Here is a 16,802-nt window from a genome sequence, read left to right as displayed (position 1 = left end):
CCCCGCCGCTTATCGACGCCCCACCTCTACACCGAGACCGTCTCCGCGGACTCCTCCTGGGTCTGCTGGCGGGACAGCTTCGACGGCCACCAGATCTTAGGTCCGATGTCGTAGGACAGCGCCGGGACCAGCAGGGTACGCACCACGAAGGTGTCCAGGAGCACGCCGAAGGCGACGATGAAGGCGAGCTGCACGAGGAAGAGGATCGGGATGACCGACAGGGCGGCGAAGGTGGCCGCCAGCACGATGCCCGCGGAGGTGATCACCCCACCCGTGATAGTCAGCCCGCGCAGGATGCCCGGTCGGGTGCCGTGGGAGAGGGACTCCTCGCGCACCCGGGTCATGAGGAAGATGTTGTAGTCGATGCCCAGTGCCACCAGGAAGACGAAGCCGTAGAGCGGCACCGCCGGATCCGCACCCGGGAAACCCAGGATCCCGTTGAACACGAGTGCGGCCACGCCCATGGCGGTGCCGAAGGACAGGACGGTGGTGAGCACCAGCAGTACCGGGGCGAGCACCGAGCGCAGCAGCAGCATGAGGATGAACAGGATGACGAGCAGCACGATGGGGATGATGAGGTTGCGGTCGTCGATCGCAGTGTCGTTGGTGTCGATGGAGGTGGCTGTCACGCCGCCGACCATGGTCTCGCCTTCGACATCCTCGAGTGCGGTACGCAGCTCACGGACGGACTCCTCGGCTGCCGTGGAATCCGCCGCGGAGGCCAGGGTGCCCTGCAGGAGCACACGTCCGTCGACAATGGTTGGTTCCGGGGCCGGGCCCGGACCGAAGGGGGACTGGATCTGCCCCTCCTCGTCGACAGGTGCGGTGCCGGTGGGCGAATCCGTGGCGGTGACGGTCACGGAACCGATCTCGCCGTTGGCCCACATCGCGCGGGCGACCTCAGCCGTCCGGCTCTGTTCCGCGAGAACGTAGACGGGGGAGCCGGAGCCGCCGGGGAAGTGCTCGCCGAGTTTCTCCTGGCCGGTGCGGGCCTCGGATCCGCCGAGGACGAGTTCGGACTGGGGCACGCCGCTGGCCTGCAGCTGGGTGGCACCGAGCGCGCCGAAGGCGAGGATGACAGTGGTGGTGATCCAGATGGCACGGGGGCTGCGCTTGACCTGGCGGGCCACCCAGGCCCACGGTCCGTCGGTGGCGGCGGCACCCTCGGGGGCCTCAGGGTCGTAGACGGGGCGGCGCGGCCAGAAAGCGGCGCGGCCGAGGGCGAAGAGGACCGCCGGCAGGAAAGTCAGGGCGGAGGCCATGGCGAAGATGATGCCGATGGCGGCCACCGGGCCCAGAGTGCTGTTCGACTTCAGGTCGCTGAGCAGGAGACAGAGCAGGCCGGCGATGACCGTGCCGCCTGAGGCCAGGATCGGCTCGAGGGAGCCGCGGAGGGCGCGGAAGGTCGCCTCCCACTTGTCCTGGGTGTGCCGGAGTTCCTCGCGGTAGCGGGCGACATAGAGCAGGGAATAGTCGGTGGCCGCGCCGATGACGAGGATGAACAGGATGCCCTGGGTCTGCCCGCTGAGCAGGAGAACATCCGCCTTCGCCAGCCACCACACGCTCAGCAGTGCGACGCACAGCGCGAAGAGACTGGTGGACAGCACCGCGATCGGGAGCAGGAAGGAGCGGTAGACGATGATCAGGATGATGAACACGGCGGCGAGCGCCACCGCCAGGAGGAGGCCGTCGATACCCGCGAAGGCGGCACCGAGGTCAGCGGCGAATCCGGCCGGGCCGGTGACATGGACCTCGACGCCCTCTGGCTGTCCCTCACGCAGGGTGTCACCCAGCAGGGTCACGGCCTCGCCGGTGTCGGCGCTGGTGTCCAGCGGGACGAAGGCCTGAGCAGCCAGGCCATCCTCGGAGGGGATCGGCGGCGAGACGTCACCTGCGACCACCGGCAGTTCGCCAGCTCTCTCCATGCTCGCCGCGATCACCCCGAGCTGCTGTTCGCTGAGTTCTTCCTCACCGACAAAGACGACGACGGCCGGGATGGCCTCGCTGTCGGTGAATTCGCTGAGTTTCTGCTGCACGACCGAAGCATCGGCGGATTCGGGGAGGTAGAGGGTCTGGTCGTTGGTGGAGACCTCCTCAACCCGGCCGAAGTAGGGACCGCCCACGGCGGCGCCCGCGAGCCAGATGAGGATGAGGGCTGCTGGTAATAGGACGCGGAGCCAGCGGGGCACGCGAGAGGACATGAGGAACCTTTCCGGGACTGTCCGGGGAATGCGGATAAGAGAAGTGTATTTGCTAGCCGGGAGAGATGCTAGACAAGCTTAGTTTATGGGGTGTTAGGATCGTTCCATGCATCCTGAACACCCCGCGCGCGAACAGCAGGCTGAGGCCGGGGCGTACCCCGCCACCCCCGCAGGAGACTCTGTTGTTCCCGGCGTTGTTCCCGGGGTGCCGCCGGTCGTCTACGGCATCGAGGCCAATGACCCGCACAGCCGGCTCATCGACCGCAGTGGCGTCTCCGGCAGCGACGTCGCCCAGATCACCGAACTCATGCAGGCGATGGGGGCGCTGCGCGAGGCGGAGGACAGGGTCTCGGAGGCCTCCCTGGAGTACATGAAGCTGGGGAAGACCGACATGCGGGCCCTGCACTTTCTCATCGTCGCCGAGAACAGCGCCCAGACGGTGACCGCCTCCTCGCTGGCCGCGCGCCTGGGTATCACCAGCGCATCCACCACTAAACTGCTCGACCGGCTGGAACGCGGCGGGCACCTCACCCGCCGGCCCCACCCCAGTGACCGCCGTTCCCAGAGCATCCACATCACCGACGAGACCCGTACCGCCGCCATGGAGACTATCGGGGTGCAGCATTCCCGACGTTTCCATGCCGCCGCCCGGCTCAGTCCCGAGGAACGGGAGGTGGTCACCCGTTTCCTGCGGGACACCGCCGTGGAGCTGGAGACCGGCCTGGACTGGGCTCGGGGCGGGGCAGGGGAAAGGCTCTCGGAGGGGGAGACGGAGGTCTGAATCCCGGGCGCAGACCCGACCCACTCGGTAGGATGATGTCATGACAACTTTTGCTGAAGTTCCTGCCCTACCCAACTACGACTGGTCGGAATTCAAACGAGTACTCATCGTGGTGGCTCATCCCGATGACGCCGAATACGGCCTGTCCTGCGCGGTGGACATGTGGACCCGCGCCGGGGTGGAGGTCGGCTACCTGCTTCTCACCCACGGCGAGGCGGGCATCCGCGCCATGGATCCGACCGAGGTCGGCTCCCTGCGAGCCGAGGAGCAGCGCGAGGCCTGCGCCGCCGTCGGCGTCAGCGACCTGACCCTGCTCAACCATCCCGATGGGCAGCTGACGGAATCGATGGAACTGCGCCGGGACATCGCCCGCCACATCCGCCAGTTCCGCCCCGATACCGTGATCACCGCGAATTTCGAGCTCGAGGCCTACGGCACCTTCAACCAGGCTGACCACCGTGTCGCAGGTCTCATGACCGTCGACGCTGTGCGCGACGCCGACAACCCGTGGGTGCACCGCGACCTGGACCTGCCCGCGCACAAGACCAGCCGACTGCTCGTGGTCAATCCCGGCCAACCGACCCACCGCATCGTGGTCGACGATCAGGCCGAACAGGCCGGGATCCGTTCCCTTAAGGCGCACAAACTCTATTTCGAGGCGCTGCCGGACCACCCGAAGCCGGAGGAGTTCATCCCGGCCATGATCACCCAACTGGACGGCGGGAAGGCAGTCGCGTTCCGGGTTTTCGAGCAGATTTAGTTGCTGCGCTCGCGCAGCAACGGCACGAAGCGGAACAGGCCGTGACGTGTCATGGCCGACTCGTCCCCGGAGATACGCTCGATGCGCAGCATGGTCCCGTCGACCGGGATGACCATGCTGCCGCCGATTTTCAGCTGGTCGATGAGATCCTGCGGGATGTGGTCGGCCTCCGCGGAGACGAGGATCCGGTCGAAGGGGGCCAGCTCCGGCAGGCCGAAGACACCGTCGGTGGCCTGGTGGATCTCCACTCCCTCGTAACCGGCCGCTGCGAGATTCGCGCGGCCGAACTCGACGAGTTCCGGCACGAGCTCGACTCCGGTGACCTCACAGTCGAGTTCGGCGAGCAGAGCGGTGGTCCAGCCTGAGCCGGAGCCGACGTCGAGGACGCGGTGGCCCGGCTGGACGTCGAGGAGATTGAGCATGAAGGCCACGGTGTAGGGCTGGGAGTTCGTCTGGCCGTGACCGATGGAGACAGGGGCATCGAACTCCGCATGCTGACGCGCCCCCGGCGGCAGGAAATCAGCGCGGTTGACGGTGGACATGGCCTGGGCGACGCGGTTCATGAGGACTGCCTCCGTGCACTCGCGGGAGAAGCTGTGTCCGTCTATTTTAGCAGCTCAGGCTAGATCTCGACAGATTCTCCGGGGCGCAGGGGCAGGTACTCCAGGGCGTGTTCCTCTGCCAGGGCACCCAGCAGACGTCGGCGCAGATTGAGGCCGAAGTCGTTGTCGATGCCGTCGTGGACACCGATGAACCGGGTCGGCCGGTTGGCCCGGAGGTAGTCCTCCACATCGAGCATCTTCAGCCACGGGGCGCTGACCGGTACGAGCGCCACTTCGACGCCGTCCAGCTCCGGGAAGGAGTCACCGGTGTGCAGGACCCGGCCGTTGATGAGGAAGCCGAGATTCTCCGGCAGGGGAGTGGAGCGGGTGACGGTGCCGTGGGCCGACTCGTGGACGGCGATGTGGAGATCACCGACCTCGAAGGTGTCACCGTCGGCGACGGTGGTGTACGGGAAATCCACGTGCCCGACCAACTCAGCCGGGCCGTAGACCGCGAGCTGCGGGTTCTTCCCACGGGCGGTGGTCAGAGCCGCGGCGTCGACGTGGTCCGGGTGGATGTGGGTGACCAGCACGGCATCGACCTCGGCCAGGTTCTCCGGGACCTCGAAAGAACCGGGGTCGATGATGACGCTGGTCTGCCCCTCGGACAGCTCCACGCAGGAATGGTAGCGGCGGGTGATCTTCATGGCTTTAATTGTGCCTGCGCGCACTGCCCTCGGCCACCGGTCAGTTCGCCGGCAGGTTCAGCTCCACCAGGTCGTTGCGGTCGGCATCGTCGAGGAAATCATCCGGATGCTGGTTCAGGGCATCACGGATCGCCTGAACGGCGGTGATGACCCTGCGGGAAGCCATGGTGTTCTCTCCTCTGGGGATGGAGCTGGGTTGTACACTTCCACCTATCCGTCCACGATGAAATGAGGATGAGAGTTGCAGACACCGAGGGAGGAACTGCAGTGGATACCCTGTACGGGCAGCCTTCGCCCCGACGTATGTCAGGGGAGGAGCCGATTCTGGATGCGACTGGAAGTCCCGCTGGCCGGCTGATCGACCTCTGGCGGTGGGCTTATTCGGGGACGCTGGGCAATACCCAACGTGGGGTTATCGCGGAATACGTGGTGGGGCTGGCTGTTGATGGTATCCGCGGCGGGGTCAAGGTGGACTGGGATGCGTTCGATCTGCTGACGCCGGACGGACTCAAGGTGGAGGTCAAGTCGGCCGCCTATCTGCAATCCTGGGATCAGACCAGCCCCTCCAGGATCCAGTTCGGCATCGCCGAGACAGTCGGATGGACCGCCGCCACCAATACTTATGCCGAGGTGCTTTCCCGCCAAGCGGATGTCTACGTATTCTGCCTTTTCACCACCACAGAACGAGGTGAAGCGAATCCGCTGGACACACGGCAGTGGCGATTCTGGGTCACATCGACGGCGCACCTCGCCGAGGTGGTCGGCCAGCAGAAGACCATCTCGCTGAATGCTCTCCTGTCCCGGGTGGAGCCGGACGAGACGGATTTTACGGGGCTGCGGGAGGCTGTGCGCCGCGCGGCCCGTTGATCAGGAGTTCGCGTCGATCCACTTCTCGACCAGGGAGGCACGGACGGGGTAGAAGTCGTGCGCGTCCACCCCGACGTGAAACTGCCGGCCTCGGACCATCTCGGGTTCATGGGTGTGTCCGTGGACGAGGAGGCTGCGTCCGTCATCGACCGGCATGAGCTCGAGCATTTCCTGGGAGGCGTGCGGGTCGACGAAGGAGAAGGGGTAGTGGGAGAGCAGGGCCTCGTTGCCCGCGCTGGTGCGCAGGCGATCGCCAGTCTCGGGCAGGATCAGTTCGAAGGCCTCCTCGTAGAGCGGGCGCTGGCGCTCCGCGTAGTCAGGATCCTGGAGCAGTGAGATGGAGTCGTGGTTGCCGGGCATGAGCAGGACGCGGCCGTTGAGTCGGTCGGCGATGGGCAGGGTCTCCGCCCGCACACCCATCGCAAAATCACCCAGGTGGAGAACCGTGTCATCCGGTTTGACCAGGGAGTTCCATCGCTCGATCATCATGGCGTTCATCTCCTCGACCCGGCCCTCGTATTCCCGGCCGAATACCCCGGCCATACGCTCGTGACCGAAGTGCTGGTCGGAGGTGAGGAAGTCGACCGCGCGGTTGATGCTGGCGATGGTGAGCATGAGGACCTCTCCTTCAGGGTCAGTGTCTCCTTAAGCTCCAGGATAGGTGCGGAAACGACGAACCCGCCCCGGCCCTCGGGGAGGGCGGGGGCGGGCGTCGATAAGCGGCCGACTACTTCACGTAGGGCAGCACCAGGCGCGACTCGTGGCGGGCGTCGCGGTAGACGGTCGTGGTGGTGGCACGGCCGATCGGCAGGTGGAAGGCGTCCGGCGGGAGCAGGGAGTTGTGCTCATCGGACATCGGTTCGTTGTTGGACAGCTCGGCGACGAGTCTGTGGCCCGGCATGAATGTGGCCGCGAACGGGTAGATGCGGATGATGTACTCGTTGATCTCACCCGGGGTGACCGGGGTCTTCGAGGTGTGCGGGTGGACGGGGTTGCCCTCGGTCGAGAGCTCGGTGTCCAGCTCGTTCTGGCTGGCCTTGAGATAGCCGGTGGTCACCAGCTGGCGCCTGCCGTTCGGGGCCACGTCCCACAGGCGCAGGATGAAGTTGGTGTCGTCCTGGTCGATGGCGGCGTGGATGTGGGCGGCACCGGTGCCCATCATCTCGGTCGGTTCGGTGAAGGTGGCGGTGGACCAGGAGATCATGGCGGTGTCGTTGGTCAGCGTCATCGGCAGCTGGGTGAAGGACTCCGGTGCGGCGTACTCCGGCCCCAGTGGTTCCGGCTTGCCGGCGAGGACGTGGCGGGGACGCAGGTAGAGCGGGCGGTGTTCAATCTCCTTCGGAGGGAAGGCATCGCCCCTGACGGTGGTGTCCGAGCCCTCGACGTGGACGCTGACGGCCGGACCGTCGGTGATGCCGTTGTCGATGCCCTTGATCCAGTAGTCGTACCAGGCGAACATCTCGTCGTGGGCGTCGACGAAGGGGCGGGAATTCATCGGGGGGTAGGGCAGGATGTCCAGCTTCTTCGGGCCCTGGACGGTGTTGAACAGCTCGATGGTGCCGTCCATCGTCCAACCACGGCCCTGCGCGATCTGCAGGTAGGTGGGGATGGTGATGTTCCTGGCCAGGGTGATCGGGTTGCGCTCCTCGTACCACTGCCCGTCGAGGTCGTTGAGGACGATGTCGAACCAGGCCTCATGGTTCTTCGGGTAGTTCAGCACGTGGAACATGTTGGGCCAGCCAGCGACATCCGGGTCCTGCAGGCGCTCGGCGACGCGCGCCTTGACCTCCTCGGGGCTGAATTCCTCGAGCATGCGGGACTTGACTCCGTCGGTGAAGGCCCAGCCGGAGTCGCCACCGCGGCCCTCACGGGCGGCGCGCGGCATGAGCCACATGACGCCGCCGTGGTAGGTGGTCTCGTAGAAGTCGTAGTGGCCGCCGTTGACGAAGATGGCCTTCAGCGCCGGGGGGTTCTCGGCGGCGGCGAGCACGGACATGGAGCCGAAGTAGGAGGTGCCGATCATGCCGACGTTGCCGTCGCACCAGGGCTGCTCGGCGACCCACTGGATGAAGTCGTAGGCGTCCTCACCGAGGGAGACACCGCCGGCGTTGTAGTTGCCGACGTGCTCACCCTCGGAGTGGCCGCTGCCGCGGACATCACCGATGACGTGGACATAATCCTCCGCGACGACACGGGCGATGTCGCCGGCCTCGATGCAACCGTCCCAGAGGACGGAGGGGCGGTACTGGGCAGGCATGGTCAAAGACAGCGCCTGGAGTTCCTTGCCGTAGGGCGACAGCGCGATCAGTGCAGGTCGCGGGGTGTCGTCGGGCTTGTGGTAGACGTCGGCGGCCATGAGGGCGCCGTCGCGCATCGGGATGCGCAGATCCTTGCGCACGGCGATCTGTTCGGTGCCGGCGGTGATCGTGGTGTAATCGGCCATGTGTGGGCTGCTCCTTCGCGTCCTGCATGGGGCGCCTGCCGGGTTCCCCCTCAGGCGTGACATAGAACATATTATTATACTAAAGTGGCGTTAGCAAGGTTTTCCCTCGATCCGCACCCAGGAGACACCATGACCACTCCCGTCCACCCCCTGATCTCCCCGTGGGGACGTTTCGGCCTCTACACCTTCCTCATCGACGCCCCGCAGCTGGCCATCGTGGACACCGGCATCGCCTCCTCGCCGGCCGAGGGCATGGCCCCTGAACTGGAAAAACTCGGCCGCCGCATCGAGGACGTCGAGTGGATCCTGCTCACCCACGGCCACATCGACCACCTGGGCGGCGCGTATGCCCTCTGGGAGCTGACCGGACGCAGGGCCAAGGTCGTCCTCCACGAGGCGGACGTGCCCTACCTCGCCTCTCGCCGCGCGCACGTGGACAACTACCTGGGCCTGCGCGCACAGTATCTGGACAATCCGGATGCGGAGGCCCAGCAGACCGCCATGGCACAGAAGGTCATCTCCGGGGAGATGCAGCCGACCATGGTCGTCTGCGGCGGGGAGACCCTTGACCTCGGCGGGGGAGTCACCGTCTCCGTTCACCACACCCCGGGGCACACCGCCGGTTCGGTCTCCTATGTCATCGACGGTCAGAACGACGTCTTCGTCGGCGACGCAGTGCAGATCCACGGCGCGGCCAACGGCTTCCCCGGCTACGAGGATCCCGATGCCTACCGTTCCTCCCTGGAGTACCTGCGGGACGTGGTTCGACCGAACCGCATGTACCAGGGCCACCCCTACGGCAATGCCGCCGGCGAGCCCTACGGTGTCGAACTTGACCGGGGGACCGCCCACCGGGCGCTGCAGGACAGCCTGGACATCGAGACCCGCATCCGCAAGGCGGTCGCGCGTATCGACGCCGCCGACACCGACTCCCCCTACTCGCCCTACGAGGCGGTCGCCGCTGCGCTGGGGTACGAGAAGGACCCGACGCTCGAGCCCTCCCCGTTCTTCACCACGGTCCACGGCTACCGCTCTCTCGTTCAGGGGTAGGGGTGGCTCGCAGGGCTGACAATGTATAAACCCCTTTCTATACTGGCGGCATGACCACCCAGCGCCGCCCTGTCCACCGTCGACGCCGAACCGGTTACCTGCTCGGGGGTGTCGCCGCCGTGGCTGCAGCTGCCGTGACCGCCACCTCACTGCTCTCCGCAGAGGAATCGGCGGCACCCGGGGAGGTTGAGCCAGTCGAGGACGCCCACATTGTGGAGGCGAAGGGGGAGATCCCCGCTGAGGTGGTGGAGCCCGAACCGGAGCCGGAACCGCCCTTCGACTTCGGGGAATGCCCACCGACCGCGCGTGCCTGCGTCGACCTGGAGGGTGAACGCGCCTGGCTGCAGCAGGACGGGGAGGTCACCTACGACGCCGTCCCGATCGGCCAGGGTGGACCGGGTTATGAGACGCCGCCGGGGACATTCCATGTCACCCGCAAGGTGGAGTACGACGTCTCCTACGCCTTCGACATGGCCCCGATGCCCTTCTCGGTGTACTTCACCAACGTCGGCCACGCCTTCCACGAAGGTGATCCGGAGGGCGACTCCCACGGCTGTGTCCGCCTCGGCCCCGGCCACGCCGAGCACTACTTCGGTGAGCTGCAGATCGGCGACGCGATCCACATCTACTGAGCCTGCGGTTTCAGCGGGGCCTCAGAAGCGCAGCACCAGAGTCCCGGAATCGTAGCCGTCCCCGGCGGGCAGGAAGCCGTGGCGTTCATAGAGGTGACGGGCGGGATTGCCTTTCTCCACACTCAGGCTGATGCCTGGCATGTCCTTCTCCCTGGCCAGCGCGACAATCCCGTCCAGCAGCTGGCCGCCCAGCCCCCGGCCCCGGTGGCCCTCCGCCACCCAGATGCTCAGCTCGGGGATGGATTCCTCGACGAAGCCATATCCTGGGTCATCGGCGGGGAAGAAACGCAGCCACACCACGCCCACCGGGCCACCGTCCTCGGCGACCAGCCCCTCGTCGGCGGCGACGTAATGGGCGATCGTGGGTGTATTCATCACGTCGTCGAGGGCGTAACGCGGACCCGCCCAGTTGATGTTGCCCAGGGTGGCCTGGGAGAGAAGAGCCTGTTCGTCAGCTCGTAGGGGGCGGATGGTGGTCATGGTGTGGCCTGCCTCGGGTCGAACCTCGCCGGAATCTTTCGCGGAAACCGTCCTCGTCCGTCATGGTACGGATTCCCCGGGGGCGCCGGGCACCGGCGGCGACCGGTGACCGGTGACCGGTGACCCCGGACTGTTATATAGTCTCTGGCGTTGCACGCATCATGGATGTGAACCTGTCCCGAGGCTTCCCATGAATTCCGATTCTGAGGAGGCTTTTGTGTCACCGATTCTGCGGCGGATCATCTACGTCGTGTCCTACGAGATCATCGCCATTGCATTCGTCACCGTTGCCCTGGTGGTCCTGGGCTTCGGCGGAGGCAGCTCCGGACTCATCGCCGTGGTGTCTTCCGCCGTGGCCATCGTATGGAACTTCATCTGGAACACGCTGTTCGAGGCCTGGGAACGCCGCCAGGCATCAACGAAGCGCACCATCGCGCGCCGGGTCGTCCACTCTCTGGGTTTCGAGGGCGGGCTGATCATCTTCCTTGTGCCCATCCTGGCCTGGATACTCCAGGTCTCACTGGTGGAGGCCTTCATCCTGGAGCTGGGGCTGCTGGTCTTCTTCCTCGTCTACACGTTTGTCTTCGCCTGGGTCTTTGACCTGGTGCTCCCGCCGCGGGCGCGGATCGTCGACAGCTCAGAACCCCACTGACAGGGAACACTGGTTTCCGCTGGTGGTTACGCGGTCGCGAGTTTCTGGGCCTGCTGGAAACTGACACCCAGGAGATGTCCGATATCGCGGTAGGGCAGGCCGCGGGATGAGAGTAGCTTTGCCGTTGCGGTCATAGCCTTTGTGGCCTCGATCTGAGCTTGCTCCGCTGCTGCCCGAAGTTGGCGGGCGGTCTCCGCAGGTGCGGTGATGTCTGCCTCAACCGCAGTGGAGATGGCTGCGTTCTCCGGGTCGGCTTCAATTTCAGGGAACAGGGCCAGGGCATCCCTCACCATGTCCTCGATCTGGTCCAGGCGACGGGTCTGGGTGAATAGGCCGGGGACCTCATCGACGGTTACGGTCCACCAGCCTTCCTCCCGGGTGGCGCGCGCCGTATAGACTCCGCTCATTTTTCCACTCCAATCTGTGCAAGGATGACTGTGGCGAAACGATCGGGAATTTCACTGTGTCGGGGGAGGGTCGTGTATCTGTCGCCGACCCACACCCTTGTGTGGTTGGCGCCTTCCTGAATCCTCATTTCAAGACCCTGCTCCCTGGCATAGGTGCGGATCGCTTTCAGTACGTCCCGTCTCTTGGCCATGAAAATAGTCTATGTGCAGCGACTTATTCAAGTCAATGGAAGGCGACTTAAGTTTCTGCCTGTTGTTTTTGTGGTCGTATGCTGCGGTTTTGCGTAGAGTGATCCTCTTTTTAACTTCAGGACCAAGAAAAGCCCGATCCCTGACACATGCTGAATGCATCGGGGACCGGGCCAGCTGCTAGTGGCGGGCAGGGTCAGCTCTTCACGACCACCGTGTGGCTGCCACCCACCTTGCTCGGCGCGGATTCACGGAGGAAGAGAGCAAAGAAGGTGGCCACGAGTGCGCCGCCGGAGGAGATGAACAGGGCGGAGACCAGGCCGTACTGGTCGGCCACGGCGCCGGTGATCACCGGGTTGAGGAAACCGCCGATGAACTCGCCGATGCCCACCGGCAGGCCCACGGCCAGGCCGGCGACGGCCGGGCGGACGGATTCCGCCGGGATGACCGACATGGCCATGCCGCCCACGCCCATGCCGGCGGCGAAGACGAACACCGCGGCGCCCAGCAGGCCTGGGACCTCGATGAAGACAAAGGCCAGGGGAGCCAGCGTGGACAGCAGACCGAAGACAATCGCGGTGGGCTTGCGGCCGATGCGGTCGGAGATCAGCGGCACCACGAAACCCCAGATGGCGGTGCCTACGCCGAAGGCGGCAAGGATGAGGCTCATGGAGCTGGCGCTCCAACCGCGGACGTTGGTGAGGAAGAGCGGGCCGAAGACCTGCAGGGAAATCAGGTAGACCATGAAGCCGGAGAACATGATGATGGACAGCCACACGTTGCCGTTGCGCAGCACCTCGGCCAGGCCACCCCTGTGGTCGGGCTGCGTGTAGTCCATGGTCTCCGGGGTGGTTGCCTGCGGCTCGCGCATGACCTTCCAGATGACGAAGGCCATGATCAGGCCGGGGACGATGGTGAAGAAGAAGGCGGTGCGCCAGTCGAAGATGTTGGCCAGCGCGACGATGACGATGGGGGCCAGCACGCTGCCGAAGACACCGTTGGCGGTGTTCATGGTGAAGCCGAGGTTGAAACCGCGGCGGTGCGGGGAGGACTCCATCGCCAGCACGGACTGGGTGACGGGGATGGTGGGGCCCTCGAACAGTCCCATGAGCAGGCGCAGGATGATCAGGTGCACGAAGGTGCCTACGAAACCCTGCAGGAAGGACGCCAGGGAGAAGGCGACCATGAGGACGACCAGGTAGAGCCTTTTGCTCTTCACCCGGTCGGAGAGGCGGCCACCCACGATGGAGGCGATCGACCAGGTCAGTGCCGCAGCGCCGGCGAGCTGACCCACCTGTGCATTGCTCAGTCCCAGGTCCGCCTGGATGAAGGGCATGAGGAAGTTGATGATCAGTCGGTCGAAGAACACCAGGCCGACGGCGAAGAAGAACACCGTGACGAGTTTGTTCTCGTAGGTCCAGAATGACTTCTTGACGGTCCCGGGGGACGTGGTGGTGGTCATGGCTGCCACTTTCGGTTGACGGGTATCAGCGGGGGAAGAAGTCAGACGGTGCTCGGGGCGGGGGTGCCCACATCCGGGGTGGTGGCGGCGGCTGGTGCCTGCTTCTTCCCGAGGGGGACGAGGAAGAAAGCGGCCGCGGCGATGAAGCCGGGGATGGCGAAGAAGAGGAAGTTCATCTGCGAGGAGACACCGAGGGACAGCAGCAGGCCGCCGAAGGTGGGTCCGCCGATGGCGCCGAGTCGGCCGATGCCGGAGGCCATGCCGATGGCGGTGGAGCGGATGTGGGAGGGGTAGTACTGGGAGACGAAGGCGTAGGAGATGTTCTGGGCACCCATGGTGCAGGCACCGGCGATGAACACCAGCGCGATGAGCATGGCGAAGCTGTTGCCGTATCCCAGGGCGATGATGGAGACGCCGGCGACGAGGAACATCGGGATCAGCACCTTCTTCACACCCAGCTTGTCGGCGAGTCGCCCCAGGGTGAGGGTGCCGATGATGGCGCCGATATTCATCGTGGCCATGAAGGTCAGTCCGGCGGTGAGTGCGTAACCGGCGTTGACCATCAGACCGGGCAGCCAGGTGTTCAGCCCGTTGACCATGAGCAGACACATGAAGAAGGCGACCCAGACCATCAGGGTGGCCAGAGCACGGCCGTCGGCGAACAGGGCGGCCAGCGGGCTGCGCTTGACTGCGGCCGCGTCGACCGGCACCTCGGAGACGGCGACCAGTTCGGTGACCGGGGAGATCTTCCCCGGGGCGATACGGCCCAGGATGGCGTGCAGCCTGTTCTCGCGTCCGGTGGCCAGCAGCACGGCCGGGGAGTCCGCGAAGTAGGGGAGCATGAGCGGCAGCAGGAGCAGCGGGAGGGCGGCGACGTAGTAGGTGGCCTGCCAGCCGAAGCGGGGGATGACCACCATGGCGACCAGGGCGGCGAGGATACCGCCGACGGAGAAGAAGCTCATGACGATGGCCACGAAGGTGTTGGCCAGGCGTTTCGGCGCGTAGTCGGTGAGCATGGCGATGATGGTGGGCAGGATGCCACCGATACCCAGGCCAGCGATGAAGCGGAGGCCGCCGAAGATCGCCGGTCCGGGGGCCACGGCACACAGGACGGTGGCGGCGGAGAACATGATGATGCTGGCGATGAGGATGTTGCGGCGGCCGAAACGATCCGCGAGCAGGCCGAAGACCATGGCGCCGATCATCATGCCGAACAGCCCGGAGCTCCCGACCAGGCCTGCCTGCGCCGGGGTGATGCCCCAGTCCGTCATGAGGACAGGCAGGACCGATCCGAAGATGACCAGGTCGTACATGTCGAAGGTGATGATCACGCACGCCCAGAACAGCATCCAGAAGTGGAACGGTGTGAATTTGCCTTCCGCGAGGAAGGAGGTGACGTTCAGTCGGCTCATGTCAGGCCTCTTCGGGTAGGGGAAACGGCGCGCACCGGCTTCAGATGATGCGCGCCGTCACGGGGGATTTTTCAGGGTCAGTTGAGGAATCGGGCGGTGTCGTGGAACACCTCGTAGAACTCGGGGAGCCACGAGAAGTTGGCCACGAAGCCGTGGTTGGCGGCGTCGTAACGCTTCAGTTGCGTATCCACACCCGCCTCGCGCAGCTTCTCCGCGTAGGCCTCGCCCTCATCGCGCAGCGGGTCGTAGCCTGCGGTGATGACCAGGGCCTTCGGCAGACCGGAGAGGTCCTCGCGCTTGATGGGGGAGACCAGCGGGTCGGCCGGGTCGGCGCCGCCCTCGAGGTAGAAGGAGTTGAAGGGGGCCAGGCCGTTGTACTCCAGGCCGTAGCCCTCGGCGTTCTCGGTCAGCGAGGGCCAGCGGGATTTGTCGAAGTCGAGGTCGACGGAGGGGTAGTAGAGGATCTGGTGGGTGATCCGGTCGAAGTTGTCGTCGTGGGCCATGGCGGTCACCGCGGCGACGAAGTTGCCGCCCGAGGAGTCACCGGCGACGGCGAGCGGGGTGGTGGCGTCAAGCGATGCGGCCACCTCGCGGACCACTGCGTAGCACTCGTTGAGGGCCACCGGATAGGCGACCTCGGGGGACAGTGAGTAGCCGACGGAGACGACGCGCCAGCCGGTCTCCTTCGCCAGGGCGCGCGCGACGTGGTCGTGGGTGTCCAGGCTGCCGGAGAAGAAGGCGCCGCCGTGGAAGTAGACGAGGGAACCCCGGGGCTCATCGGTGTCGGCGTAGATCCGGACCGGCACGCCGGCGAGGGTGGAGTCCTCGACGGAGGCCACCGGGGTGCGCTCTTCGGCGGGGGCGACGAGGCCGGCCTCGAAGGCGCGGTGCTCTGCCGGGTTGGGCGGGGTGGTGGAGGCGGGCGGGATCTGGGCGACGATCCTGGCGATCTCGGGGTGGAGGGTCATCTACTTCGTTTCCTTGTTCTTCGTGGTGTGGCGATGGCGCCGCCGCACTGACCAGGCTCCGGAGGTCAGCTGCGACGACGCCATCACATTTCTGGGGGTGGTGGACCGACTAGTAGTCGATCTTCTCCTTCTCCGGGAAGGCGGTCTTCCCGGCGGACTCCGCGTTCCAGGACTCACGCGAGATGCGCTGCAGCTCCTGGACCGGCTCCTTGCGCTGGGCGGTGTAGGCGGCCAGTGCCTCGGCCACGCTGTCGGCCTCGGCGATGCAGTCGGCCAGCACACCGGCGTCGATGACGGCGGAGTTCGCGCCCTGGCCCTGGTGGTGGAGCATGGCATGGGCGGCGTCGCCGATGAGGACCACGGCGTCGGAGTTCCACTTGTCCTGCGGATCCAGGTCAGCTGCGGAGCGCTGGTTGACCTTCTCCCAGTCGAGCTTCTCGACGATGCGGATCAGGCGCTCATCGAAGTTCCTCAGCATCTCCAGCACCTCCTCCTTGGACACGTTCGGGTTCCACGAGGTGTCGTCATGGGGGACGGTGATGTCGAAGGAGATCTGGCCGTTCTCACCGCGGTGGCGCAGCGGCAGGAAGTAGATCATGCGGCCGGTCTCGGCCTCGAGGTAGAGGCGCAGGTTGTCGTCGATGAGCAGACCCTCGCCGAGGGAACCGTCGATGACGGCGCGGTAGGCGTGGGCGTGCTGCATGACAGGCTGGGAGTCGGACCACAGGGTGCGGACCCTGGACTTGATGCCGTCGGCGCCGACGAGGATGTCGAAGGTCTCCTCCTCACCGTTGCTGAACTTCACGGTGGCGGAGTCACCGTTGTCGGTGATCTCCTCGGCACGGTAACCGTACTGGAGGACACCCTCCGGCAGCTGGCTGGTCAGCACGTCGATGAAGTCGCGGCGGTGGATCATGCGGGTGTGGTGCTTCTCCGCACCCTCATCCAGGTGCGGCCAGACCTCGCGGGTGATCACGTTGCCCTTGGCGTCGAGGATCTCGAAGTAGTCGGAGGGGGAGGTGACCTTCTCCACGGCCTCGAAGATGCCGAGCTTCTTGAACAGCTTGACCGACGCCGGACGCAGACCGATGCCGGCGCCGACCTCTCCGGAGGCGGGGGCCTGCTCGTAGACCTTGACGTTCGCGCCGATCTGGGACAGAGCCAGACCTGCGGTGGCGCCGGCGTAGCCGCCACCGATGACGCCGATCTTCAGGTTCTTGATGTCTTCAGCCTTCATGGTTTTTCAGTC

19 protein-coding genes are annotated in these 16,802 nt (G+C 65.6%); 6 read left to right on the top strand and 13 right to left on the bottom strand.

Annotated features, from left to right (window positions below):
* Positions 1-26: 26 nt before the first annotated feature.
* Complete coding sequence (locus tag EAH68_RS01905) at positions 27-2,201, bottom strand: MMPL family transporter (protein WP_126119629.1); 2,175 nt, start codon at positions 2,199-2,201, stop codon at positions 27-29.
* Between the two features lie 106 nt (positions 2,202-2,307).
* On the opposite strand from EAH68_RS01905, the gene EAH68_RS01900 reads away from it, so the two are divergent.
* Both EAH68_RS01900 and EAH68_RS01895 read left to right on the top strand, forming a co-directional pair.
* Positions 2,308-2,982, top strand: a complete 675-nt coding sequence (locus EAH68_RS01900) for a MarR family winged helix-turn-helix transcriptional regulator (RefSeq protein WP_126119628.1) — start codon at positions 2,308-2,310, stop codon at positions 2,980-2,982.
* Between the two features lie 40 nt (positions 2,983-3,022).
* Positions 3,023-3,742 carry a PIG-L deacetylase family protein gene (locus EAH68_RS01895; RefSeq protein ID WP_126119627.1) on the top strand — a complete coding sequence of 240 codons (720 nt, stop codon included), beginning with the start codon at positions 3,023-3,025 and terminating at the stop codon, positions 3,740-3,742.
* Here the strand turns inward: EAH68_RS01895 and EAH68_RS01890 are convergent.
* Genes EAH68_RS01890 through EAH68_RS15050 form a run of 3 tightly spaced genes read right to left on the bottom strand, consistent with a single transcriptional unit; the run spans position 3,739 to position 5,157 of the window.
* Positions 3,739-4,305, bottom strand: coding sequence for a protein-L-isoaspartate O-methyltransferase family protein (locus tag EAH68_RS01890; RefSeq protein WP_126119626.1), 567 nt, complete (start codon positions 4,303-4,305; stop codon positions 3,739-3,741). The genes EAH68_RS01895 and EAH68_RS01890 overlap by 4 nt on opposite strands.
* 59 nt (positions 4,306-4,364) lie before the next feature.
* Positions 4,365-4,991, bottom strand: coding sequence for an MBL fold metallo-hydrolase (locus EAH68_RS01885; RefSeq protein ID WP_126119625.1), 627 nt, complete (start codon positions 4,989-4,991; stop codon positions 4,365-4,367).
* Between the two features lie 40 nt (positions 4,992-5,031).
* Positions 5,032-5,157 carry a hypothetical protein gene (locus EAH68_RS15050; protein WP_277600449.1) on the bottom strand — a complete coding sequence of 42 codons (126 nt, stop codon included), beginning with the start codon at positions 5,155-5,157 and terminating at the stop codon, positions 5,032-5,034.
* Between the two features lie 101 nt (positions 5,158-5,258).
* Between EAH68_RS15050 and EAH68_RS01880 the strand changes: the two genes are divergently transcribed.
* Positions 5,259-5,858: a hypothetical protein gene (locus EAH68_RS01880; RefSeq protein ID WP_241228236.1), complete on the top strand. Its 600-nt coding sequence runs from the start codon at positions 5,259-5,261 to the stop codon at positions 5,856-5,858.
* On the opposite strand, the gene EAH68_RS01875 is transcribed toward EAH68_RS01880, so the two are convergent.
* Complete coding sequence (locus EAH68_RS01875) at positions 5,859-6,473, bottom strand: metallophosphoesterase family protein (protein WP_126119624.1); 615 nt, start codon at positions 6,471-6,473, stop codon at positions 5,859-5,861.
* Between the two features lie 112 nt (positions 6,474-6,585).
* Positions 6,586-8,301: a CocE/NonD family hydrolase gene (locus EAH68_RS01870; RefSeq protein WP_126119623.1), complete on the bottom strand. Its 1,716-nt coding sequence runs from the start codon at positions 8,299-8,301 to the stop codon at positions 6,586-6,588.
* Between the two features lie 129 nt (positions 8,302-8,430).
* Between EAH68_RS01870 and EAH68_RS01865 the strand changes: the two genes are divergently transcribed.
* On the top strand, positions 8,431-9,351 hold the full coding sequence (locus EAH68_RS01865) for an MBL fold metallo-hydrolase (RefSeq protein ID WP_126119622.1): 921 nt from the start codon (positions 8,431-8,433) through the stop codon (positions 9,349-9,351).
* 50 nt (positions 9,352-9,401) lie between these two features.
* A complete protein-coding gene (locus tag EAH68_RS01860; protein ID WP_126119621.1) occupies positions 9,402-9,983 on the top strand; it encodes a L,D-transpeptidase in 582 nt (193 codons plus the stop codon).
* Between the two features lie 21 nt (positions 9,984-10,004).
* Here EAH68_RS01860 and EAH68_RS01855 read toward each other — a convergent pair whose 3' ends face one another.
* Positions 10,005-10,463: a GNAT family N-acetyltransferase gene (locus tag EAH68_RS01855; protein WP_126119620.1), complete on the bottom strand. Its 459-nt coding sequence runs from the start codon at positions 10,461-10,463 to the stop codon at positions 10,005-10,007.
* A gap of 217 nt (positions 10,464-10,680) precedes the next feature.
* Here EAH68_RS01855 and EAH68_RS01850 point away from each other — a divergent pair, with 217 nt between their 5' ends.
* Complete coding sequence (locus EAH68_RS01850) at positions 10,681-11,115, top strand: PACE efflux transporter (protein WP_126119619.1); 435 nt, start codon at positions 10,681-10,683, stop codon at positions 11,113-11,115.
* 26 nt (positions 11,116-11,141) lie between these two features.
* Here EAH68_RS01850 and EAH68_RS01845 read toward each other — a convergent pair whose 3' ends face one another.
* The 6 genes from EAH68_RS01845 to EAH68_RS01820 form a co-directional block, all read right to left on the bottom strand.
* Complete coding sequence (locus EAH68_RS01845; RefSeq protein WP_126119618.1) at positions 11,142-11,522, bottom strand: type II toxin-antitoxin system HicB family antitoxin; 381 nt, start codon at positions 11,520-11,522, stop codon at positions 11,142-11,144.
* On the bottom strand, positions 11,519-11,713 hold the full coding sequence (locus EAH68_RS01840) for a toxin HicA (protein WP_126119617.1): 195 nt from the start codon (positions 11,711-11,713) through the stop codon (positions 11,519-11,521). Before EAH68_RS01840 ends, EAH68_RS01845 begins: the two co-directional genes overlap by 4 nt.
* A 194-nt stretch (positions 11,714-11,907) precedes the next feature.
* On the bottom strand, positions 11,908-13,173 hold the full coding sequence (locus tag EAH68_RS01835; protein WP_126119616.1) for an MFS transporter: 1,266 nt from the start codon (positions 13,171-13,173) through the stop codon (positions 11,908-11,910).
* A gap of 41 nt (positions 13,174-13,214) precedes the next feature.
* A complete protein-coding gene (locus tag EAH68_RS01830) occupies positions 13,215-14,585 on the bottom strand; it encodes an MFS transporter (RefSeq protein ID WP_126119615.1) in 1,371 nt (456 codons plus the stop codon).
* A 77-nt stretch (positions 14,586-14,662) separates the two neighbouring features.
* Entirely contained in the window at positions 14,663-15,553 is an 891-nt protein-coding gene (locus EAH68_RS01825) for an alpha/beta hydrolase (protein WP_126119614.1), read from the bottom strand.
* Between the two features lie 109 nt (positions 15,554-15,662).
* A complete protein-coding gene (locus EAH68_RS01820) occupies positions 15,663-16,790 on the bottom strand; it encodes an FAD-dependent oxidoreductase (RefSeq protein ID WP_126119613.1) in 1,128 nt (375 codons plus the stop codon).
* Positions 16,791-16,802: the final 12 nt, after the last annotated feature.

The sequence above is a fragment of the Corynebacterium hylobatis genome, assembly GCF_003955685.1.
Lineage (GTDB): Bacteria > Actinomycetota > Actinomycetes > Mycobacteriales > Mycobacteriaceae > Corynebacterium > Corynebacterium hylobatis.
Note: the sequence above shows the minus strand (reverse complement) of the source record. Positions and strands in the feature narration are given on the sequence as shown.